This is a genomic window from uncultured Alcanivorax sp., from assembly GCF_947258575.1.
GTDB lineage: Bacteria > Pseudomonadota > Gammaproteobacteria > Pseudomonadales > Alcanivoracaceae > Alcanivorax.
The window spans coordinates 141,978-161,967 of the sequence record NZ_CAMYIV010000009.1 but is presented as its reverse complement, the minus strand read 5'-3'; the positions used below and the strand labels follow the sequence as shown (position 1 = coordinate 161,967).

General features: G+C 60.8%; 21 protein-coding genes and 1 tRNA gene. 9 read left to right on the top strand and 13 right to left on the bottom strand.

Features of this window, described 5'->3' with window-relative positions; all coding sequences use genetic code 11:
* The first annotated feature begins 8 nt into the window (after positions 1-8).
* Positions 9-749 carry a glutathione S-transferase family protein gene (locus tag Q0Y02_RS09590; RefSeq protein ID WP_297767271.1) on the top strand — a complete coding sequence of 247 codons (741 nt, stop codon included), beginning with the start codon at positions 9-11 and terminating at the stop codon, positions 747-749.
* Positions 750-898: 149 nt separating this feature from the next.
* Here Q0Y02_RS09590 and pth read toward each other — a convergent pair whose 3' ends face one another.
* The 7 genes from pth to Q0Y02_RS09555 form a co-directional block, all read right to left on the bottom strand.
* Positions 899-1,492: an aminoacyl-tRNA hydrolase gene (gene pth / locus Q0Y02_RS09585; protein WP_297767270.1), complete on the bottom strand. Its 594-nt coding sequence runs from the start codon at positions 1,490-1,492 to the stop codon at positions 899-901.
* An 8-nt stretch (positions 1,493-1,500) separates the two neighbouring features.
* Positions 1,501-2,148 (bottom strand): 50S ribosomal protein L25/general stress protein Ctc, encoded by a 648-nt coding sequence (locus Q0Y02_RS09580; protein ID WP_297767268.1) that lies wholly within the window; start codon positions 2,146-2,148, stop codon positions 1,501-1,503.
* A 281-nt stretch (positions 2,149-2,429) separates the two neighbouring features.
* Complete coding sequence (locus tag Q0Y02_RS09575; protein WP_035248141.1) at positions 2,430-3,389, bottom strand: ribose-phosphate diphosphokinase; 960 nt, start codon at positions 3,387-3,389, stop codon at positions 2,430-2,432.
* A 69-nt stretch (positions 3,390-3,458) separates the two neighbouring features.
* Positions 3,459-3,534: transfer RNA gene (locus Q0Y02_RS09570), tRNA-Gln, on the bottom strand.
* 21 nt (positions 3,535-3,555) lie between these two features.
* Positions 3,556-4,464 carry a 4-(cytidine 5'-diphospho)-2-C-methyl-D-erythritol kinase gene (gene ispE / locus Q0Y02_RS09565; RefSeq protein WP_297767267.1) on the bottom strand — a complete coding sequence of 303 codons (909 nt, stop codon included), beginning with the start codon at positions 4,462-4,464 and terminating at the stop codon, positions 3,556-3,558.
* Positions 4,461-5,045: a lipoprotein insertase outer membrane protein LolB gene (gene lolB / locus Q0Y02_RS09560; protein ID WP_297767265.1), complete on the bottom strand. Its 585-nt coding sequence runs from the start codon at positions 5,043-5,045 to the stop codon at positions 4,461-4,463. The genes ispE and lolB overlap by 4 nt, the downstream gene beginning before the upstream one ends.
* Positions 5,042-6,745 carry a tetratricopeptide repeat protein gene (locus Q0Y02_RS09555; protein ID WP_297767264.1) on the bottom strand — a complete coding sequence of 568 codons (1,704 nt, stop codon included), beginning with the start codon at positions 6,743-6,745 and terminating at the stop codon, positions 5,042-5,044. Before Q0Y02_RS09555 ends, lolB begins: the two co-directional genes overlap by 4 nt.
* Positions 6,746-7,021: 276 nt before the next feature.
* Here Q0Y02_RS09555 and hemA point away from each other — a divergent pair, with 276 nt between their 5' ends.
* From hemA to moeB, 4 genes are all read left to right on the top strand, one after another.
* The gene (gene hemA, locus Q0Y02_RS09550) at positions 7,022-8,293 is read left to right on the top strand and encodes a glutamyl-tRNA reductase (RefSeq protein WP_297767262.1); all 1,272 of its coding nucleotides are present in this window, start codon (positions 7,022-7,024) and stop codon (positions 8,291-8,293) included.
* Positions 8,294-8,310: 17 nt separating this feature from the next.
* Positions 8,311-9,396, top strand: coding sequence for a peptide chain release factor 1 (gene prfA, locus Q0Y02_RS09545; protein WP_297767260.1), 1,086 nt, complete (start codon positions 8,311-8,313; stop codon positions 9,394-9,396).
* 1 nt (position 9,397) lies between these two features.
* On the top strand, positions 9,398-10,234 hold the full coding sequence (prmC, locus tag Q0Y02_RS09540; RefSeq protein WP_297767258.1) for a peptide chain release factor N(5)-glutamine methyltransferase: 837 nt from the start codon (positions 9,398-9,400) through the stop codon (positions 10,232-10,234).
* A gap of 101 nt (positions 10,235-10,335) precedes the next feature.
* Positions 10,336-11,079 carry a molybdopterin-synthase adenylyltransferase MoeB gene (moeB, locus tag Q0Y02_RS09535; protein WP_297767341.1) on the top strand — a complete coding sequence of 248 codons (744 nt, stop codon included), beginning with the start codon at positions 10,336-10,338 and terminating at the stop codon, positions 11,077-11,079.
* Positions 11,080-11,225: 146 nt separating this feature from the next.
* On the opposite strand, the gene Q0Y02_RS09530 is transcribed toward moeB, so the two are convergent.
* From Q0Y02_RS09530 to gatC, 6 genes are all read right to left on the bottom strand, one after another.
* Positions 11,226-11,420: a hypothetical protein gene (locus Q0Y02_RS09530; RefSeq protein ID WP_297767256.1), complete on the bottom strand. Its 195-nt coding sequence runs from the start codon at positions 11,418-11,420 to the stop codon at positions 11,226-11,228.
* A gap of 120 nt (positions 11,421-11,540) precedes the next feature.
* A complete protein-coding gene (locus tag Q0Y02_RS09525) occupies positions 11,541-12,323 on the bottom strand; it encodes a cyclic nucleotide-binding domain-containing protein (RefSeq protein ID WP_297767254.1) in 783 nt (260 codons plus the stop codon).
* A gap of 217 nt (positions 12,324-12,540) precedes the next feature.
* Positions 12,541-13,356: a crotonase/enoyl-CoA hydratase family protein gene (locus Q0Y02_RS09520; protein WP_297767252.1), complete on the bottom strand. Its 816-nt coding sequence runs from the start codon at positions 13,354-13,356 to the stop codon at positions 12,541-12,543.
* A gap of 83 nt (positions 13,357-13,439) precedes the next feature.
* A complete protein-coding gene (gene gatB, locus Q0Y02_RS09515) occupies positions 13,440-14,879 on the bottom strand; it encodes an Asp-tRNA(Asn)/Glu-tRNA(Gln) amidotransferase subunit GatB (protein ID WP_297767250.1) in 1,440 nt (479 codons plus the stop codon).
* Complete coding sequence (gene gatA, locus Q0Y02_RS09510; protein ID WP_297767338.1) at positions 14,876-16,336, bottom strand: Asp-tRNA(Asn)/Glu-tRNA(Gln) amidotransferase subunit GatA; 1,461 nt, start codon at positions 16,334-16,336, stop codon at positions 14,876-14,878. The genes gatB and gatA overlap by 4 nt, the downstream gene beginning before the upstream one ends.
* Before the next feature lie 19 nt (positions 16,337-16,355).
* Complete coding sequence (gene gatC, locus Q0Y02_RS09505; RefSeq protein WP_290537603.1) at positions 16,356-16,643, bottom strand: Asp-tRNA(Asn)/Glu-tRNA(Gln) amidotransferase subunit GatC; 288 nt, start codon at positions 16,641-16,643, stop codon at positions 16,356-16,358.
* Between the two features lie 241 nt (positions 16,644-16,884).
* On the opposite strand from gatC, the gene Q0Y02_RS09500 reads away from it, so the two are divergent.
* From Q0Y02_RS09500 to Q0Y02_RS09485, 4 genes are all read left to right on the top strand, one after another.
* Positions 16,885-17,922 carry a rod shape-determining protein gene (locus tag Q0Y02_RS09500; protein WP_035248243.1) on the top strand — a complete coding sequence of 346 codons (1,038 nt, stop codon included), beginning with the start codon at positions 16,885-16,887 and terminating at the stop codon, positions 17,920-17,922.
* Between the two features lie 6 nt (positions 17,923-17,928).
* Positions 17,929-18,783: a rod shape-determining protein MreC gene (gene mreC / locus Q0Y02_RS09495; protein WP_297767244.1), complete on the top strand. Its 855-nt coding sequence runs from the start codon at positions 17,929-17,931 to the stop codon at positions 18,781-18,783.
* Complete coding sequence (mreD, locus tag Q0Y02_RS09490; protein ID WP_297767242.1) at positions 18,773-19,264, top strand: rod shape-determining protein MreD; 492 nt, start codon at positions 18,773-18,775, stop codon at positions 19,262-19,264. Before mreC ends, mreD begins: the two co-directional genes overlap by 11 nt.
* A gap of 136 nt (positions 19,265-19,400) precedes the next feature.
* Positions 19,401-19,988, top strand: a complete 588-nt coding sequence (locus Q0Y02_RS09485) for a Maf family protein (RefSeq protein ID WP_297767240.1) — start codon at positions 19,401-19,403, stop codon at positions 19,986-19,988.
* Positions 19,989-19,990 lie beyond the last annotated feature (2 nt).

The window sequence follows — 19,990 nt, the reverse complement described above, 5'->3', positions numbered from 1 at the left end:
GAGTCACCATGGCCGAGCGTATTCTTTACCAGTTCCCCATCTCCCATTATTGCGAGAAATCCCGCTGGCAGCTGGACCACAAGGGTCTGGCATACCGTACGGTCAATTTGCTGCCGGTGGCGCATCGGGTGCGTACCCAGTGGCTGGCCCGTGGCAATACCGTGCCGTTGCTGCGCGACGGCAGGCGTCGGGTGAGCGATTCCACCAAAATCGCCTATTACCTGGAAAAGTACTACCCCGATCCGTCGCTGTTGCCCAAGGCCGGTGATGCGCGAGCCCGGGTCATTGAACTGGAGCAGCAGTTTGATCGTTACGGCGTGCATGTACGGCGCTGGGTGTACGGTCAGATTCTTGATCGACCGGAGGTAATGACGGCCCTGGTGGGCGATTGCGGCCTGCCTTCTCCCCTGGAACGGCTGGCGAAACCGCTGGTTCGCGAAGCAATACGTCGAGGTTACGCTATCAACCCGCAACGGGTGATGCGCTCGGAGCAGCGGGTGGAAGAGGCCTTGGCGCTCCTGGAGAGCGAGCTGAAGAAAGGCAAGGGGCAGTATCTGGTGGGTGACCGCTTCAGCCTCGCAGACATCACAGCCGCCAGTATGCTGGCGCCACTGCTCAGCCCGGAGGGCTCGCCCTGGGATCTGTTCGATGAAACCACGTTGTCACCGGCATTGCGCAAGCAGATCGAAAAATGGCGAGCCCGGCCGGCGGGGGAGTGGCTGTTGGCGAGGTACGCGCAGGATAGATAATAATCAGCTACGAGCTACGAGCTACGAGCTACGAGCTACGAGCTACGAGCTACGAGAAAAAGAAAAGCTGATATTGCGGCTGGGCTTCGTTTTAGCTGGGGCACAATCCTGCAAGCTAGAAGCTAGAAGCTAGAAGCTAGAAGCTACCGTCAGGCTTTAAACCCGTTCAGCCGATTCATCGCCCCGTTCAAATCCCCGCGCAGCATATCGGCGGTGTGGTAAGCCGCTTCATCAATGGCGCGGTCGATCAGGTCACGGTCGGCCTGGGAGGGTTTGTTGAGGACATGGGGGGTGACGCGGTCGGCGGAGCCGGGGTGGCCGATGCCGATGCGTAGCCGGTAGAAGTCGCGGCTGTTGCCATGCTTGCTGATGATGTCGCGCAGACCGTTATGGCCGCCATGGCCGCCGCCTTGTTTGAAGCGGGCACAACCGGGGGGCAGGTCGAGTTCGTCATGGGCGACGAGCATCTGCGTGACAGGAATCTTGAAGAAATTCGCCAGAGCGGCGGTGGCCTGACCACTGCGGTTCATGAAGGTAGTGGGAACCAGCAGACGAATCGTTTCGCCTTCGAAGGTAAAGGTGCCGGTAAGGCCGAAATATTTCTTGTCTTCAGAAAGGAAAACGCCCTGGCGACGAGCCAGGGCGTCCACATACCAGACGCCGGCATTGTGGCGGGTGTCCTCGTATTCGCGGCCCGGATTACCCAAGCCTACGATCAGTCGAACCGGTTCCGCTACAGCCACAGTGCGTCTTATTCCTCGCCAGCGGCTTCTTCGCCTTCGCCTTCGCCGTCTTCGTCGTCAGCAGAAGCACGGACTTTCGGCGCGTGAACGGCGGCTACCGGCTGGTCGTGGTCGTCGCCCAGCGCGAGCTGAGTCAGTTCCACGCCTTTCGGCAGTTTCAGATCGGACAGGTGGATAATGGTGTCCAGCTCGGCCGCTGCCATGTCCACTTCGATGAACTCTGGCAGGTTCTGGGGCAGACAGCTGATCTCCACCTCGGCGATGTTGTGCTGAATCTCGCCGCCCTGTTTCTTCACACCAATGGAGCTTTCTTCATTGATGAAGTGCAGGGGCACGTTCATGGTGATCTTGTGGGTCTTGTCGACGCGCAGGAAATCCACGTGCATCGGGTGACCTTTGGCCGGGTGACGCTGCATATCGCGCAGGACTGCCTGCACCTCGGTGCCATCCAGTTTCAGGGTCAGTACGTGGCTGTAGAAGGCTTCGGTTTCCAGAGCCTTTTTCAGTTCGCGCAGTTCCACGCTGATCATCTGCGGCTCGTCTTTGCCACCGTAAATGATGCCGGGAACACGTTCTTGCAGACGACGCAGGCGGCGGCTCGCACCTTTCCCCATGTCGCTGCGGCTTTCAGCGAATAGCTGGAATTCATTGGACATGATATGTCTCCATTAAGCTCTCGGGCGTCCCGCGACCAGGTCGGCCAGAGAGGTTGATAAGCCACGGAGGATTCCGCGGGGGCGCGATTATGCAGGAAAAAGGCGCTGCGTGCCAGCGGAAAGGGCTTCAAGCCACAAGCTACAAGCTGCAACACGGTTTGGGATTGGGGTGGCCTAGAATGAAAGAGGCCGCGCACAGGAGCTGTGCGCGGCCTCAGGGGCTTCAATCTGGCAACAATTCATGTCGTGTTGAAGCTTGTAGCTTGATGCTTGCCGCTGATTTACACCAGCTCCAGCCGGTCGAACATGGCGCTCAGGGATTCTTCGTTGTTCACCCGGCGTACTGTTTCGGCCAGCATGGGCGCCAGGCTGAGCACGCGGATGTTGGCGCAGGCGCGGCCGGCTTCAGACAGCGGGATGGTGTCGGTGACGACCAGCTGGTCCAGAGCGCTGTTGGCGATGTTGTCGATGGCCGGGCCGGACAGTACCGGGTGGGTAATGTAGGCGTAGACCTTGGCAGCGCCGTGGTCTTTCAGGGCCTGGGCGGCCTTGCACAGGGTGCCGGCGGTATCGACCATGTCGTCCACCAGGATACAGGTGCGGCCTTCCACTTCACCGATGATGTGCATCACCTGGGAAATATTGGCCTTGGGGCGGCGCTTGTCGATGATGGCCAGGTCGGCATCGTTGAGCTGCTTGGCCAGGGCGCGGGCACGAACCACACCGCCCACGTCCGGGGATACCACCATCAGGTCATCGTGGTTCTGGCGTTCGATGTCCGCCACGATCAGCGGGGTGGCGTAGACGTTGTCCACCGGAATATCGAAGAAACCCTGAATCTGGTCGGCGTGCAGGTCGACGGTGACAACCCGGTCGATGCCCACGGCGGTAATCATGTCGGCGACCACCTTGGCGGTAATCGGTACCCGTGCGGAACGCACCCGGCGATCCTGGCGGGCGTAACCGAAATAGGGCATCACGGCGGTGATCCGGCCTGCAGAGGAACGACGCAGGGCGTCGGCCATGACCAGCAACTCCATGATGTTGTTGTTGGTGGGGTTGCAGGTGGATTGCACGATAAAGACGTCTTTGCCGCGCACGTTTTCCTGGATTTCCACGGCCACTTCACCATCACTGAAGGTGCCCACATCGGCGTTGCCAATGGGCAGGTTCAGGTGTTTGACCATGGCCTGGGCCAGTTCGGGATTAGCGTTACCGGTGAAAACGACGAGTTTGGACACTGGCGTCCCTCTTGAGTCGTGAATTTCGGGAGCCTCCGAGGAAAGGGGGGAGGGCTCCGGGCAAGAAAATGGCTGGGGTACCAGGACTCGAACCTGGGAATCACGGGATCAAAACCCGTTGCCTTACCAACTTGGCTATACCCCAACACTCGGTCTCAGGTCTGCACTATTTACCAATTTGTGCAGGTTTTCCTGAATTCTGTGTCTCTCGAAACTTCGCCAGTGTCTCTCCCAGTATCTGGTGGAGAGGAGAAGTATTACAGCTTCGAGCGACGAAACCTGTCCAGTGTTGTGGCAACTGTTGCAGCAGATGCTGCCCCTGTTGCACTCCGGCAAGGCGTGCAAAACAACAAGCGCCAGTGCCGGTCATACGGGCATTTCCCGTATGTTGCTTGAGCCAGTGAAGCAACTCCCCGATTTCTGGAAATTGCCGTATTGCTGCCGCTTCACAGTCATTGCGAAAGTCGCGGGTCAGCACCACCTCAAGCGAGGCCGGTAATTTACTGACGGGGGTATCCCTTGTCAATTGCCGGTCGCCGAAAATTCGAGCAGTTGACACATGAATTGCGGGATGAATGACTAAAAAAACGTCGTTTGGTAGAGAAACCGGGGTGATTTGCTCGCCGACCCCTTCCGCCCAGGCACTGTTGCCGCGCACAAAGACCGGTACGTCCGCCCCCAGCGACAGCCCCAGTTCTGCCAGCGTGTCCTCAGACAGGTCCAGACCCCACAGCGCATTGAGCCCCAACAGGGCGGTGGCCGCATCGGAGGAGCCGCCGCCCACGCCACCGCCCATGGGCAGGTGTTTTTCCAGGACGATGCGGGCACCTTTCTGACAGCCGGTGTGGCTCTGCAGTAGATGGGCGGCCCGCAGGATCAGATTGTTGTGGTCGGTGGGCACCCCGGCCTGATCGCATTCCAGGGTCAGGGTGTCCGCCGTAGCAAAGTGCAGGGTGTCGCCCTGATCGAGCAGGGCAAACAGGGTCTGCAGCTCATGGTAGCCGTCCGGACGACGGCCGGTGATATGCAGGAACAGGTTCAGCTTGCCGGGGGCCGGAAGGGTCAGCATGGTCATTTTTCGGCGCCGGGCTGCCAGTCCTTGATCAGCAGGGTGAAGCGATTACCGTTCTGCCGCGCCTTGATGCGATAAGGCAGGGTAACGCCGGCTACCGGCTGGTATCGGTCGAACTCCAGGCTCCAGCCCAGTTGCTGCAGAGTTTGCAGGTGACCGCCTTCGTCATAGTCGGCCTCGCCATGGGCGCCGGGCCAGGGCAGGCCGCGGGCCCAGTATTGCAGGGCGGAGACCGGCAGCCAGAAGCCGGTCAGGTGCCAGGCCAGCTCGCCGGGGCTGCGTGCCTGATATTGCTCCTTGGCGGTAATCAGTTCGGCGCGGCCACTGTCCCAGCGCAGGTCGGCGCTACCGAACCCCAGCGGCCCGGAAAAGCGGATCTGCCCCCGATTGGGTTTCTGGGTCCAGTCGAAGGAGGCACTGCCGCCGTCATTGGCGGTGCGGTAGCCGAGTTTGCCGCTCATTGCCCAGCGGTCGATCTGGTTGGGGTGCTCGAAGGTGTCAGTGGCGGTGTGTCGCGACTGACAGGCACTCAGGGCCAGGGCCATCAGCGCCAGGGTGATAATGCGGGTGGGGCTCAGGGTCACAGGCGGGCTCCGAATTTTTCCATGACTTCACGGATATGGGGGGCGTCCGGGTTACTGTTCAGGGTGTCGCGCCACACCTGGCGGGCCTGGTGCTGGGCACCCAGTACCCAGAGGACTTCGCCGTAATGGGCCGCCACTTCCGGGTCGGGGAATTTGTCGTAGGCCCGGCGCAGGTAGTCCCGGGCGGCTTCCAGCTCGCCACGCTTGTAGAGTACCCAGCCCATGGAATCCAGGATGGCCGGATCGTCCGGGCGTAATTCCAGAGCCCGGGAAATATAGTCGTAGGCTTCGTCCAGGCGCTGGGTGCGGTTGGCCAGGGTATAGCCCAGGGCGTTGAGGGCGCTGGCATCGTCTGGGTCGATGGCCAGCACCCGCCGCAGATCGCTTTCCAGTTTTGCCATATCGCCGGTCTTTTCCGCGATCATGGCCCTGCTGTAAAGCAATTCGGTATTGTCCGGTTCTGTCTCCACTGCCCGGTCAAGCAGGACAAGGGCGCCTTGTGGGTCGCCGATAGTGTTACGCATTTCCGCTTCGGTGACGGTGAGGCTGGTGGCCAACTCCGGATGCTGCTGGGCCAGGCTGGCCATCAGCGCGCTGGCCTGATCATTGTTGCCTTGCTGGTAGAGCAAGCGGGCCGCCTGGACGTTGGCGCGAACGGCCTGGGGCCCCTGGACTTTCAGGTAATGGTCCACTGCCTGGGCCGGCTCTTCGGCTTGTTCGGCGGCCTGGCCCAGGTAGAGATGCATGTCATCGGGGCGATAATTCTCCGCCAGCAGGGCCTGCAGTTGCTGGCGGGCCGGTTCGGTGGCGCCGGCTTCCAGGGCCAGCAGGGCCAGCGAGAAGCGCAGATCCAGATCCTCCGGATGCTGCTCGGCCATGATGGACAGTTGCTTCTCTGCTGCACCGGTTTCACCGGCGGCCAGCAGCATGCGGATGTAGGTAATCCGGGGGCGCCGTGCCTGAGGATATTTGCGAACCAGTTTTTTCAGGTGGCGCAGGGCCTGCTTTTCTTCGCCGAGTTTGTGCAGTAACTGGGCCTTGAGTAGCAAGGCGTCTTCGTGGCGGGGCATCAGATCCAGCGCCCGTTCATCTGCCTCCAGGGCGCCGGCGTAATCGTTTTCATGCTCCAGCCAGAGCGCGCGGGCGTACCACAGTGGTGCCTGTTTCGGGTAGCGGTCGGAAAGTTGCGCCAGTGCCTGCACCAGTTGCCGGTTGCCCTGGGCATCCAGGCCACGGGCCTGACTGACCAGCCGGCCCAGGGCGTCGCCGCCGTGTTCGCCGAGCAGGGTATCCAGATAGCGGCTGGCGGCGTCGATGTTGCCCAGGCGAATTTCCGAAAGAATGGCCAGTTGCAGGGCCTCTTCGTTGGCGGGGACCGCCTCCAGCCACAGCTGGCTCAGTGCCAGGGTCTGCTGGTGATCTTCCAGATAATGGGCCAGTTGTGCTGCCTGGCTGATCACTTGTGGATCGCCGGTAGTCCGGGCCGCCTGGCTGTAATAGGCGAGCGTCACCCCCAGAGATTGACGCTGGGCGGCCACTTCCGCTACCAGCAGGTCCGACAGGGTCTCACTGTCATAGCTCGGCGCGCTCTGGGTTGCCGCAGGTGGCTCGGGGTCGGCGGGTGTCGGGGCCGGTGTCTTGCTGGCGCAGCCGTTGAGCAGCAGGGCGCCGCACAGCGGCAAAAAAGCGAATCGCGTCATTAACCAGTATGCCTGTTTGATGGTCCGGCTATCATGGCACAGCGATCTGGGATTGCCCAAACCCTGTTGCTGTCGGTGCTCACTGTGTCGCTGATCAGCGGGCTCGTCATTGTTTTGGAGGGCGCTTTCACGCAAAATGCGTGACCCTTGCGTGGCCTGTTTTCACCGGGCTATTGCCTTCTGACGAGATTGGCGGACAGAGAGTTCCATGCGCCGCCAACACGTGTGTAAACCGGTGAGGAAAGTGGCCCGGGTCTGCTGCGGGCACGAGAGTCTATGAATCTAGTCGCTGTTGGCGTAAATCACACCACCGCGGATGTGGAGTTGCGTGAACGTCTGGCGTTCTCCACGCAGCAGGCGGAAGCGGCGCTGGCCAGCTTGCGAGACATGCCCGGGGTGCGCGAAGCGGCTCTGCTATCCACCTGTAACCGCACCGAACTGTATTGTCTGGTTGACGAGACAGTGCCGGATTTTGCTGCCTGGCTGGCGCAAAGCCGCCACCTGCCGGTGGACAAACTGGTGTCCGTACTCTACCAGCATCAGGGCGAGCAGGCCCTGGAGCACATGATGCGAGTGGCCGGCGGCCTGGATTCGCTGGTCCTGGGCGAGCCGCAGATTCTGGGCCAGATGCGTGAAGCCTATGCCCGTGCCCATGAGGCGGGGTTGTTGAATGGCGAGTTGTCGCGGCTGTTCCAGGAAGTGTTCGCGGTGGCCAAACGCATCCGTACCGAAACCGGTATCGGCGCCAACCCGGTATCCGTGGCCTATGCCGCGGTGTCTTTTGCTCGCCATATCTTTGCCGATCTGAAAAAGAGCCGCGCCTTGTTGATTGGCGCCGGGGAGATGATCGAGCTGGTGGCGCGCCACCTCAATGAGCAACAGGTCAGCGAAATCACCATCGCCAATCGTACCCAGCAGCGGGCTGCGGAGCTGGCCGCCAGTGTCGGCGGTCGCGGCATCAGCCTGGAAGAGTTGCCGGTGGCCCTGGAGCGGGCGGATATCCTGATTTCCTGTACCGCGGCGCCCCTGCCTATTTTGGGCAAGGGGATGGTCGAGCGCGCCCTGAAAAAACGTCGTCACAAACCCATGTTCATGGTCGATATCGCCGTGCCTCGCGATATCGAGCCCGAGGTGGGTGACCTGGATGATGTCTATCTGTACACGGTGGATCATCTGCAGGAAGCGATTCAGGAAAATGTTCGCGCCCGACAGCAGGCCGCCCAGGAGGCTGCCGAGCTGATTCGTGATGCCATCGTCCGCCACCGTCGCCAGCGTCGAGAGCAGGATGCGGTGAGCGTGCTGCGGGAGTATCGCCAGCAGCGCACCAGCCTGGCCGAGAGCGAGCTGGAGAAAGCGCTCCAGCAGTTGAACAACGGCGCAGACCCGGAACAGGTACTGCGCAAGTTTCAGCATTCCCTGGTCAACAAGTGGCTGCATACGCCCAGCGTGACCCTGCGCAAGCTGGCGGCGGAGGGCCGGGCAGAATCATTGCTGCTGGCCCGCGAGTTGCTGCTTGACGACCCGGACTCCCCGTCCGAACCGAAATAAATCCCTCTGAGGGTCTTATGAAAGCGTCTTTGCAAGGCAAGCTGGAAAAGCTCGCCGACCGTTTTGAAGAATTGTCCGGCCTGTTGTCGGACCCGGAAATTATTGGCAATCAGAAACAGTTTCGGGACCTGTCCCGGGAATATTCGGAAATCGATCCGGTGGTGAAGTGTTATCAGGATTACCTGAAAGTCGCTGCCAACCTGGACGCTGCCAGGGCAATGCAGGATGACAGTGATCCGGAGATGCGTGAAATGGGGCAGGAAGAAGCCCGTGACGCGACGACGAAGATGGATGCACTGGCCGACGAGCTGCAGAAACTGATGTTGCCCAAGGACCCCCGTGATAGCGCCAATGTGTTTCTGGAAGTGCGCGCCGGCACCGGCGGTGATGAGGCGGCGATTTTTGCCGGTGATCTGTTCCGCATGTACAGCAAATATGCCGAGCAGAATGGCTGGAAAGTCGAGCTGGTCAGTGCCAGTGACGGGGAGCACGGCGGCTACAAGGAAGTGATCGCACGGGTCATCGGTGATGGTGTCTATTCGCGCTTCAAATTTGAATCCGGTGCCCATCGGGTGCAGCGGGTGCCGGCGACGGAATCCCAGGGGCGTATTCATACCTCCGCCTGTACGGTTGCGATCATGGCGGAAGCCGAAGATCTCGGTGATATCCAGATTCGTACCGAAGACCTGCGTATTGATACCTACCGTTCCTCCGGTGCCGGGGGGCAGCACGTGAACACCACCGACTCCGCGGTGCGAATTACTCACCTGCCCACCGGTGTGGTGGTGGAATGCCAGGATGAGCGTAGCCAGCACAAGAACAAGGCCAAGGCCATGAGCCTGCTCAGCGCCAAACTGTATGATGCCCAGCAGAATGCCGCCCATGCGGAGCAGGCGGCCGAGCGTAAATCCCTGGTCGGCTCCGGTGACCGCTCCGAGCGTATTCGCACCTACAATTATCCCCAGGGCCGGGTGAGCGATCATCGCATCAACCTGACGCTTTACCGGCTTGGTGAAATCATGGAAGGGGACCTGGATGAACTGCTGGGTGCGCTGATGTCCGAACACCAGGCGGATCTGTTGGCGACCCTGGGCGACAGCTGAGATGCGCATTGATGCGGCCCTGCACCAGGCCCGAGAACGGCTTGCCGCGTCACCCAGTGCGAGCCTGGATGCCCAGGTGCTGTTGTGCCATGTGCTGGCGCGGCCGCGCAGCTATCTGTTCACCTGGCCGGAAAGGGAGTTGGATGCGCAGCAGCAACAGCAATTTCTGGCCCTGCTGGCGCGCCGCGAACAGGGTGAGCCCGTGGCGCACCTGACCGGCGAGCGTGAATTCTTTGGCCGTTGTTTCAGCGTGACCGCCGACACCCTGATCCCCCGCCCGGACACGGAAACCCTGGTGGAGCTGGCATTGCAGCTAGGCCCCGCCGGCCCCGCCCGGGTCGTGGACCTGGGCACCGGTACCGGTGCCATCGGACTGTCCCTGGCGCTGGAGCGCCCCCAGTGGCAGGTGACCCTGATCGATCTGAGTGCCGAGGCCCTGTCGGTGGCCCAGCGCAATGCCCGTGACTTGTCTGCACCAGTGACCTTGCAACAGGGCAACTGGCTGCAGGGCTGCGAGGGTCTGTTCGACCTGATCGTCAGCAACCCGCCCTATATCGACCCGACGGATCATCACCTTGAACAAGGCGATGTGCGCTTCGAGCCACGTTCTGCGTTAGTGGCAGATCAGCGGGGCCTGGCGGACCTGGCCACCATCATCACTCAGTCGTCCTCCCGGCTGGTTGTCGGCGGCTGGTTGCTGCTGGAACATGGTTACCAGCAGGGGGCTGAGGTGCGTACCTTGATGGTGGCGGGTGGTTTTGACGCGGTGCGTACAGAGCGGGATTTGGGGGGGAATGAGCGGGTGACGGTGGGGCAGTTAACAGTTAATAGTGAATAGTTAACAGCGAAAAACCCCGAACACCGAATTCAGTAGGGTGCACTGAGCGCAGCGAACTGCACCATGGAATGCCAGAGCCTTTGCGTGCCAGCGAGATGACGATGCTTAACGACGACCAGCTACTTCGCTACAGCCGCCAGTTGATGGTGGAGGACTTTGATCTGGCCGGGCAGGAAGCCCTGGCGGGGGCGAGGGTGTTGGTGGTGGGCTGTGGCGGGCTGGCCAACCCGGCGACCTTGTACCTGGCCGGTGCGGGAGTCGGCGAGCTGGTGCTGGCAGACGATGACGCGGTGGAGTTGAGCAACCTGCATCGGCAGGTGGCCTTTCGGCGCGCCGATGTAGGCCAGCACAAGGCCGAGGCCCTGAAGGCGCAATTGCTGGCGCTGAACCCGGAGGTGTCGGTACAGGCACATACCCTGCGGGTCGACGCAGACTGGCTGGACCGGGAGGTGGCAGCGGCCAGTGTGGTGCTGGACTGCACGGATAATTTCGCCACGCGTCAGCGTATCAATCAGGCCTGTGTGATTCACCGGGCGCCGCTGGTCAGCGGCGCCGCCATCCGCATGGACGGACAACTGGCGGTGTTCGATCTGCGCCAGCCGGACAGCGCCTGCTACGCCTGCGTCTATGGCGATGGCACTGACGGCGATCTGGCCTGCAGTCAGGCGGGTATCGTCGGCCCGGTGGTGGGTGCAATCGGCACCCTGCAGGCACTGGCTGCCATACAGGTGCTGCAGGGCAAGCCTCTGCCCGCCAGCCTGCGGTTGTTTGACGGCCGAACCCTGTCCTGGCGGGAAATGCGCTTTCATAAAGATCCGACCTGTCCGGTCTGTTCCCGGCCATAACCGCAGGGCCTGGCTTGTGTTGGTAGATGCAAGTCTTGAAGGGCAAGGCTCTCGGCTATAGCCGTTTTCTGCTCTTCACTTCTCGTCCCTCGTTCCGTTTGCGGATCCTCCCTAGGCAGTCTGTGTCTGCCAGAGAGCCGGGATCATTACTCGGCGGGTGGTGACGTTTCACCTGGATCATCCTGGCGGCTGGAAGGGGATTGCGGTGTGGTAACGGTTTGCTGCTCTGGCTCCAGCGTAAAGCCGGGCTGGGTGATCTCTGGCTGCGAGTCAGACAGGAAATAGACTGCCACCAGAATCAGCAAGCAGATAATGATGGCGATGGAGAGAATATGGCGCATGATCGGGACCTCCCTAGCTGAGGACGAGAAGGTCGGCCTTGCGAGAAGTTGTGCGGGCCAACCTCTGTCCTTCCAATATAGGCCCCTTTTCCGGGAGGGACAATATAGGGCCTCACTGGCTCAGGCGGACAGCTGGACCACCTGATTATTCAGATCGGTGACCTGCCGTGCCATGTCGGTAAGCAGGCTGTGGATCATGCCCGGGTTGGTGCGGATCAGGTCCTTGAACTGGTGCTTGGGCACCTTGACCACGGAGCAGCGGCGTTTTGCCCTCACCGTGGCGCTGCGCGGGGAGTGGGTAAGCAGGGCGATGGCGCCGAGGACTTCGCCTTCACTGACATGGCCCACGACCACATCGTCCACCAACACATCCGCCTGACCTTCGAACAGGCTGAAGACATAATCCGCCGGCTCCCCCTGACGGATGATCACGTCGCCGGGTTCGAAATAGGCAAAGCCCGGGGTGGTATGGCTTTCTTCCGGCACGTAGGCCGCCAGCAGGCGTACCAGCATGGCTTGCTGGATGGTGAGGATGCGTGTCCACAGCCGCGCCAGTTGTTCATCGGCCAGGGCCGCTTCCACCAGTTTTACGGTGGGGTAGGCGGCCAGTAACACCGCGCTTTCTGCGTAGTAGGTGACCTCGTCGCTGCCCGCGTCCGGGAGAATCATGTCCCCCTCGTCCCAGGTAAACAGCTTGCGTGTCTGGCAGCGCATGCCCAGCATGCCGCCTTTCACCACATAGGTGGTGTCGGCACACATGCCTTGCTTGAAGGCATCCTCGGTGGGGGCCAAAGGGAATGACTGGGGTTGCAGCGGGAGCTGCCCGATAAATTCATCGACCAGACGTTTGTACATGCGGGTTAGGGCGGAAAAGCCGCCGCTGGCTTCGGCCACGGAAATCATGCTGTGCCTCAACAAACTCAGATTTTTGCCTGAGTATGCCGTAAGAAGCGGCTACGAAACAGGGGTGAGTTGGCAGGGCGATCGTGCCGGGTGCCAGATGTCGGACACCGGATGGCAAAGAAAACAGCAAGGACGCCTGATGCAGGGCGCCAGACCGGTAAAAACAGGTAAGGCGCGTTGCGTGGGAAAGGCGTCGTTACGCTGATCAGAGGCTCTCTCAGTAGTCCCGTTCGCGGGGACCGAATTGCGGTGCTTCCTTTTTCTGTCCCGCCTGCAGGGCGCGACGATAGTTCTTGCCGCGCAGCAGCTTGAACTGCAGTTTGCTTTCGGTATCGAAGGCCTGGGCTTCCGGTACATTCCAGGTCTGCTGGAACAGACTCTTGGCGGCGCTGATGCCATCCGGGGAGCGGGTCTTGATGGCCTCGGCCAGTTGCTCGGCTTCCGCCAGTGGGTCGTCGGCAAGCCGGGTCACCAGGTTAAGGGCCTTGGCTTCGTCGCCCTTGAACAGTCGGCCGGTCATGGTCAGTTCCTTGGCCACATCCATGGGCACCAGTTCGCGCAGGGTGACACTGCCGGTCATGTCCGGGATCAGCCCCCACTTGATTTCCATGATCGACATTTCGCAGTCCGGGGTGCTGATACGGAAATCCGCCGCCAGGGCGATCTGCATGCCGCCGCCGTAGCAGTAACCATGCAGTACCGTGATCACCGGAATGGGGAGTTCGCGCCAGCACCAGCAGACTTCCTGAAACAGGTTGGTTTTCTTGACGCCGTATTTGGTAAAACCTTTCAGTAATTTCAGCGGTTGTTTCATCACCGTGCCGAAATCCAGTCCGGCACAAAATGCCTTGCCTTCGCCCTGCATGATCACCACGCGCAGACTTCTGTCCTTGCGTACGGCTTTGGCGGCTTCCACCAGCCCTTCCATCATGGCGAAATCCAGGCCGTTGTACTTGTCGGCGCGGCTCAAAGTGACATAGGCAATGTCATTTTTCTTTTCCAGGGTGACGCGGTTCTGGAAGGTGGTGGTCATATAGCCTCCGGCTGGCTGGTACGCCGCATGCTCCACGCCAGCACGCAAAAAGCGTGATGCGTGGAGCGTGTGGGAGTGATGCGTTATTGCAGTTTTTTCTGCAATAACTGGTTCAATTGCTGAGGGTTTGCTTTGCCCTGTGTTGCCTTCATTGCCTGGCCAACAAAGAAACCGATTTTTTTCTTTTTCTTGGCGTCGTCAGAGTTGCGGTAATCGTCAACCTGGGGGGCGTTGTTGGCGATGATGTCATCGACGATTTTTTCCAGCTCGCCGCTGTCGCTCATCTGCTTGAGGCCCTTGGCTTCAATGATGGCATCCGGGTCACCTTCGCCGGCCCAGCAGGCTTCGAATACCTGCTTGGCAATTTTGGAACTGATGGTGCCGTCCTTGAGACGGGCGATCAGCTGGCCCAGTTGTTCAGCGGAGACCGGGCTGTCGCTGATCGCTTTTTCTTCCGCGTTCAACCTGGCGGCCATTTCACCCATCACCCAGTTGGCGGCCAGCTTGGCGTCGCCGCCCGCTTTGCTAACCGCTTCAAAGAAGGTGGCGGTAGCGACGGAGCCGGACAACAAATCTGCGTCGTACTCGGACAACTGATAGTCGTCGATGAAACGTGCCTTGCGTGCATTGGGCAGTTCCGGCATGGCGGCTTTCAGTTCCTCGAGATCGGCGTCGGTAATGGCTACCGGCAGCAGATCCGGGCAGGGGAAGTAGCGGTAGTCGTTGGCGTCTTCCTTGCTGCGCATGGAGCGGGCGGTGTGCGTGTCGCCATTATAGAGACGCGTCTCCTGCACGATTTTGCCGCCGTCTTCGAGCACATCGATCTGTCGTTCCACTTCCAGGGCAATGGCTTTTTCCATGAAGCGGAAAGAGTTGAGGTTTTTGGTTTCGGTGCGAGTGCCCAGTTCATCGCCGGGCTTGCGGATGGACACGTTCACATCAAAACGCATGTTGCCCTGGGACATGTCGCCATCACAGATGCCGATAGAGGTGACGATGGCGTGCAGTTTGCGGGCAAAGGCCACGGCTTCTTCCGCGTTGGACATATCCGGTTCGGTGACCACTTCGATCAGCGGCGTGCCGGCCCGGTTCAGATCGATGCCGGTCATGCCATGGAAGTCTTCGTGCAGGGATTTTCCTGCGTCTTCTTCCAGATGTGCGTGGTGGATGCGCACATTTTTCTTTTCACCGCTTTCCAGCTGAATTTCCACGATGCCAGCACCGACAATGGGCTCGGCTAGCTGAGTGGTTTGATACCCTTTCGGAAGATCCGGATAAAAATAATTTTTTCGTTCAAACACACTGTGACGGCAGATATCTGCATTGATGGCCAGGCCGAACAGCGCGGCTTTGCGCACCGCTTCCTTGTTCACCACCGGCAGGGTGCCGGGCATGCCCAGGTCTACCAATGATGCCTGGGTATTCGGCTCGGCGCCGGTGGACAGTTTGCTGCCGGAAAACAGTTTGCTGACGGTATTAAGCTGGACATGAATTTCCAGACCAATCACGACTTCCCAACTCATTGGTCACCTCCAAACGCGGGTGCCTGTTTATGCCAGTCGGTGGCCTGCTGATATTTGTGCGCCACGTTGAGGATTTGCCCTTCCCGAAAATAGTTACCGATCACCTGGGTGCCGGTGGGCAGGCCGTTGATAAAGCCGGTGGGCATGGACAGGGCCGGCAGGCCCGCCAGGTTAACGCCGATGGTGAACACGTCGGCCATGTACATGCTTACCGGGTCGTCTTTCTTGGCGCCCAGTTTGAAGGCGGTTTCCGGGGCGGTGGGTCCCATCAAAACGTCCACTTTTTCGAAGGCGCGTGCGAAGTCATCACGGATCAAGCGACGGACCTGCTGGGCGCGACGGTAGTAAGCGTCGTAGTAACCGGCGGACAGGGCGTAAGCACCGACCAGAATGCGGCGCTTCACTTCATCACCGAACCCTTCGGAGCGGGAGCGTTTGTACAGGTCTTCCAGATCTTTCGGGTCGTCACAGCGGTGGCCGAAACGCACGCCGTCGAATCGGCTCAAATTGGAGCTGGCTTCTGCCGGGGCGATCACGTAGTAGGCCGGTACTGACAGCTTGATGCTGGGCAGTGATACAGAGATGACCTTGGCGCCCAGTTTTTCCAGTTCGCGAATCGCGGCGCGGCTGTTGTCGGCGATGGCGCCATCCAGGGTGTCCGGGAAAAACTCTTCCGGGATGCCGATGGTCAGGCCACTGATGTCGTTGTTCAGGGCGCCCAGATAGTCATCCACCTTTTCATTGAGACTGGTGGAGTCACGATGGTCGTGACCGGCCATGGCCTGCAGCATCAGGGCACAGTCTTCGGCGCTCTGGGCCATGGGCCCGGCCTGGTCCAGGCTGGAGGCGAAGGCGATCATGCCCCAGCGGGACACGCGGCCGTAGGTGGGCTTGAGGCCGGTGATGTTGTTCAGGGCCGCTGGCTGGCGGATGGAGCCGCCGGTGTCAGTGCCAGTAGCGCCAGGGGCCAGACGGGCGCCCAGACAGGCCGCCGCACCGCCGGAGGAGCCGCCGGGCACCCGTTCCAGATTCCAGGGGTTCTTCACCGGGCCGTAGTAGCTGGTTTCGTTGGAGGAGCCCATGGCGAACTCGTCCATGTTGGTCTTGCCCAGCATTACCGCGCCTTCGGCGGCCATCTTTTCCACCACGGTGGCGGTGTAGGGGGCAATAAAGGAATCCAGCATCTTCGAGCCGCAGCTGGTGCGCACGCCCTCGGTGCAGAAGATGTCCTTGTGGGCGATCGGCAGGCCGGTGAGCAGGCCGCCATTGCCAGCCGCGAGGGCAGTATCGGCTGCATCCGCCTGGGCCAGGGCCTGTTCGGCGGTCACGGTAATAAAGCTGTTCAGCTCGCCGTCGTGCTGCTGAATGCGGGCCAGGAAATGCTCGGTGAGCTCCCGGGAGGAGAAGTCCCCGGCAGCCAGACCGGCTTTGAGTTCTGTCAGTGTCTTGTTGTGCATGGCGTTGCTCATCACCTGTTTACTCAATCACCCGGGGAACCAGGAAACAGCCGTCTTCGGCAGCGGGGGCGATGTCCAGTGCCTTGTCGCGCACGTTGGGCTCGCTGACTTCGTCTTCACGCAGGGGCTGGGTCACGTCCAGCGGGTGGGCCATGGGCGCCACATCGGCCACATCGGCCTGCTGTAGTTGGTCCACCATGGCAAGAATGTCATTGAGACGGTCGGACAGGGCGGCGCTGTCTGCCTCATCCACTTTCAGGCGCGCCAGATGGGCCACCTGGGCTACCACCTTGGAATCAATGGCCATGATTCTCTCCGTTGGGATTCTCTGCGGCGGGCAGAGATAAGCTAATGCGGGTCTGGAAAGGCGGAAAAAGTACCATAGACCGCCTGTCCGGGGCCACTGCCCACCAGCGTAAAAGCCGTAGTGTCAGCTTGCCCAATGCCCCTGCCGTTGCTAGAGTTGCGCCATCTTGTGAGATGCCCGGTTTTTTCCCGCCCGGTGTCGTTTTTTCGCGAAAATTTCAGGAAACACGCCAGAGATGTCCATGATCAAGCGTATTCGGGGGATGTTCTCCACCGATTTGTCCATCGATTTGGGGACCGCCAACACCCTTATTTATGTACGTGGCCGCGGCATCGTACTGGACGAGCCGTCCGTGGTGGCCATTCGGCACCATGGTGCCCAGAAGAGTGTCGCTGCCGTGGGGGCCGACGCCAAGCGTATGCTGGGCCGTACCCCCGGCAACATTACTGCCATTCGACCCATGAAGGACGGGGTGATCGCTGACTTTGATGTCACCGAGAAGATGCTCCAGTACTTTATCAAGAAGGTCCACGATACCGGCTTCTTCCCGCCGGCACCGCGGGTGCTGGTCTGTGTGCCCTGCAAATCCACCCAGGTGGAGCGCCGTGCCATTCAGGATTCCGCCTACGGCGCCGGGGCCCGTGATGTCTATCTGATTGAAGAGCCCATGGCTGCGGCCATTGGTGCCGGCCTGCCGGTAGAGGAAGCACGCGGTTCCATGGTGGTGGATATCGGTGGGGGTACCACCGAGATTGCCCTGATTTCCCTGAACGGCGTGGTCTATTCCGAGTCCGTGCGTATCGGTGGCGACCGTTTCGACGAAGCGATTGTGGCCTTTGTGCGCAAGGAATACGGCTCGCTGATCGGTGAATCCACCGCCGAGCGTATCAAGCATGAAATCGGTACCGCTTACCCCGGTTCCGAGATCCGCGAGATCGACGTGCGCGGCCGTAACCTGGCTGAAGGGGTGCCGCGCAGCTTCACCCTGAACTCCGAGGAAATCCTGGAAGCGTTGAAAGAGCCGCTGGCGGCCATCGTCAATGCGGTGAAAAACGCACTGGAAGCCTCCCCGCCGGAACTGGCCTCCGACATCGCCGAGCGTGGTCTTGTGATTACCGGTGGCGGTGCACTGCTGCGTGATATCGACCGGCTGATCAGCGAAGAAACCGGCCTGCCGGTGATCGTTGCCGATGATCCGCTGACCTGTGTGGCCCGTGGTGGCGGCAAGGCGCTGGAGCTGATGGACAGCCAGGGTTTCGATATGCTGGCCATGGGGTAATCGCCCATGGCTGCCCCGGCCAATCCTACCTACCGACTGCTGATTGCGCTGGTTCTGGCCATTATCATGATGGTGCTGGACCAGCGCACCCCTTGGGCTACGCCCGTGCGGCATGTGCTCGGCTATCTTACTGCTCCCATCCATTATCTGGCCCACCTGCCGGTGGACTCCAGTGAGTGGCTGTCCGAGCAGACACAGAGCCGCGGTTCCCTGATGGATGAAAACCGGCGCCTGCAGCGCCAGGCCCTGATTCTGGAACAGAAGGTTCAGCGCCTGGCGGTGCTGGAAGCGGAAAACGTGCGTCTGCGTGAGTTGCTCAACTCCTCGGCGGACCTGGATGCCAATGTGCTGGTGGCCGAGATCATCGGCGTGGATCCGGATCCTAACCGCCAGGAGCTGGTCATCAACAAGGGCAGGGGCGATCAGGTTTCCCGGGGGCAGGCGGTGCTGGATGCCCAGGGCCTGATCGGTCAGGTGGTGGATGCGGGGCCGCTCAGCGCCCGGGTGCTGCTGGTCACCGATGCCAGCCACGCCATGAGCGTACAGGTGAATCGCAACGGCGTGCGTGCGGTTCTCGCCGGCACCGGTCAGTCCGATGGGCTCAAGCTGCTCTACGTGCCGGATACGGCGGACATCCGCGAGGGCGATCTGTTAGTGAGCACGGGCTTGGGCCAGCGTTATCCGCGCGGCTATCCCGTGGCGACGGTTACCAGCGTGCGTCACCAGTCCGGTGCGCCTTTCGCGGAAATAACCGCCCGGCCCACTGCCCGGGTAGACCGTGCCAGTCATGTGCTGCTGGTGCAGCCCACTGAGAAACCCCTGATTCCGGTACCCGACCCGGAGGCCGCCAATGATGCATGATCGTCCCGCCGGCACCGGTGTCATTATCGTCACCTTGCTGATCGCCGCGTTGCTGGAAGTGGTGCCGTTACCGGACAGCGTCAACTGGGTGCGCCCGGAGTGGATGCTGCTGGTGCTGGTTTACTGGGTGCTGGAATTGCCCAGCCGCATCGGTGTGCTGTGGGGCTTCTTCGTTGGTCTGTATCACGATGTGCTGGTGGGTACCACGCTGGGACAATGGGGTCTGGCCTATGCGTTGGGCGCCTTTGTGATGCTGGCGGCCTATAAACGCATGCGGGTATTCACCTCGCTGCAGCAGTGTGCCGTGGTATTCCTGCTGGTGGGAACCGTCAGCCTGCTGGCATTTCTGGTGCAGGAATCTGTGGGTCGTACCCTGTATCCGCCTTACACCATTCTTTATGCTTCCCTGACCAGCGCAGTGCTCTGGCGTCCGGTCTGTGCGCTATTGCGCTGGGTGCAGCTGCGTTTTCTAGTACGCTGAAAAAACAGTTAATAGTGAATAGTTAACAGTGAACAGTTCGCGAGCCGATGACGGAACAACGTCAGAGTCCTGTGGCCGCGCCTGACCTGTTGGGTGTTAGCTGTTAACTATTCACTGTTAACGATTAACTGATCCTATGATTCTTTACCTCGCCTCAGGTTCGCCACGTCGGGCAGAGCTGCTACGGCAGATTGCTGTCCCCTTTTCCGTGCTGCCCGCTCCGGATATCGATGAAACCCCGTTGCCGCAGGAGCCGCCCCTGGAGTATGTCTGTCGCATGGCCCGGGAGAAGGCCCAGGCCGGTGCGGTGGCAGCCCATGGCCAGCCGGTTGGTGCTGTGCTTGGGGCTGATACTGCGGTGGTGCTGGGTGACGAGATACTGGGCAAGCCGGTGGATAAGCAACAGGCGCTGACCATGCTGAAGAGCCTCAACGGGGGGGAGCATCAGGTCATCTCTGCGCTGGCCTTGTTGCACCGCGGGCAGCTGGAGGTGCGGCACGCCATTACCCGAGTGCAATTCCGTCATCTTGATGAGTCGCAGCTGCAGGCTTATGTGGACACCAGTGAAGGCGCTGACAAGGCCGGTGGCTATGGGATTCAGGGACTGGGCGCGGCGCTGGTGGCCTCGTTGACGGGCAGTTACAGTGGGGTAGTCGGCCTGCCGCTGGAACAGATGGTGGAATTGCTGGATCAGGTCGGCATCCGTTACTGGCAAACCAACTGACT

Excerpts from the sequence above, each read along its gene's own strand:
- Q0Y02_RS09590 (WP_297767271.1), top strand. The coding sequence starts at position 9 with ATGGCCGAGCGTATTCTTTACCAGTTCCCCATCTCCCATTATTGCGAG.
- Q0Y02_RS09580 (WP_297767268.1), bottom strand. The coding sequence starts at position 2,148 with ATGTCCAATGAATTCCAGCTATTCGCTGAAAGCCGCAGCGACATGGGG.
- ispE (WP_297767267.1), bottom strand. The coding sequence starts at position 4,464 with ATGACCATGCTGACCCTTCCGGCCCCCGGCAAGCTGAACCTGTTCCTG.
- Q0Y02_RS09555 (WP_297767264.1), bottom strand. The coding sequence starts at position 6,745 with ATGACGCGATTCGCTTTTTTGCCGCTGTGCGGCGCCCTGCTGCTCAAC.
- hemA (WP_297767262.1), top strand. The coding sequence starts at position 7,022 with ATGAATCTAGTCGCTGTTGGCGTAAATCACACCACCGCGGATGTGGAG.
- prfA (WP_297767260.1), top strand. The coding sequence starts at position 8,311 with ATGAAAGCGTCTTTGCAAGGCAAGCTGGAAAAGCTCGCCGACCGTTTT.
- prmC (WP_297767258.1), top strand. The coding sequence starts at position 9,398 with ATGCGCATTGATGCGGCCCTGCACCAGGCCCGAGAACGGCTTGCCGCG.
- moeB (WP_297767341.1), top strand. The coding sequence starts at position 10,336 with ATGCTTAACGACGACCAGCTACTTCGCTACAGCCGCCAGTTGATGGTG.
- Q0Y02_RS09530 (WP_297767256.1), bottom strand. The coding sequence starts at position 11,420 with ATGCGCCATATTCTCTCCATCGCCATCATTATCTGCTTGCTGATTCTG.
- Q0Y02_RS09525 (WP_297767254.1), bottom strand. The coding sequence starts at position 12,323 with ATGATTTCCGTGGCCGAAGCCAGCGGCGGCTTTTCCGCCCTAACCCGC.
- Q0Y02_RS09520 (WP_297767252.1), bottom strand. The coding sequence starts at position 13,356 with ATGACCACCACCTTCCAGAACCGCGTCACCCTGGAAAAGAAAAATGAC.
- gatB (WP_297767250.1), bottom strand. The coding sequence starts at position 14,879 with ATGAGTTGGGAAGTCGTGATTGGTCTGGAAATTCATGTCCAGCTTAAT.
- gatA (WP_297767338.1), bottom strand. The coding sequence starts at position 16,336 with ATGCACAACAAGACACTGACAGAACTCAAAGCCGGTCTGGCTGCCGGG.
- gatC (WP_290537603.1), bottom strand. The coding sequence starts at position 16,643 with ATGGCCATTGATTCCAAGGTGGTAGCCCAGGTGGCCCATCTGGCGCGC.
- Q0Y02_RS09500 (WP_035248243.1), top strand. The coding sequence starts at position 16,885 with ATGATCAAGCGTATTCGGGGGATGTTCTCCACCGATTTGTCCATCGAT.
- mreC (WP_297767244.1), top strand. The coding sequence starts at position 17,929 with ATGGCTGCCCCGGCCAATCCTACCTACCGACTGCTGATTGCGCTGGTT.
- mreD (WP_297767242.1), top strand. The coding sequence starts at position 18,773 with ATGATGCATGATCGTCCCGCCGGCACCGGTGTCATTATCGTCACCTTG.
- Q0Y02_RS09485 (WP_297767240.1), top strand. The coding sequence starts at position 19,401 with ATGATTCTTTACCTCGCCTCAGGTTCGCCACGTCGGGCAGAGCTGCTA.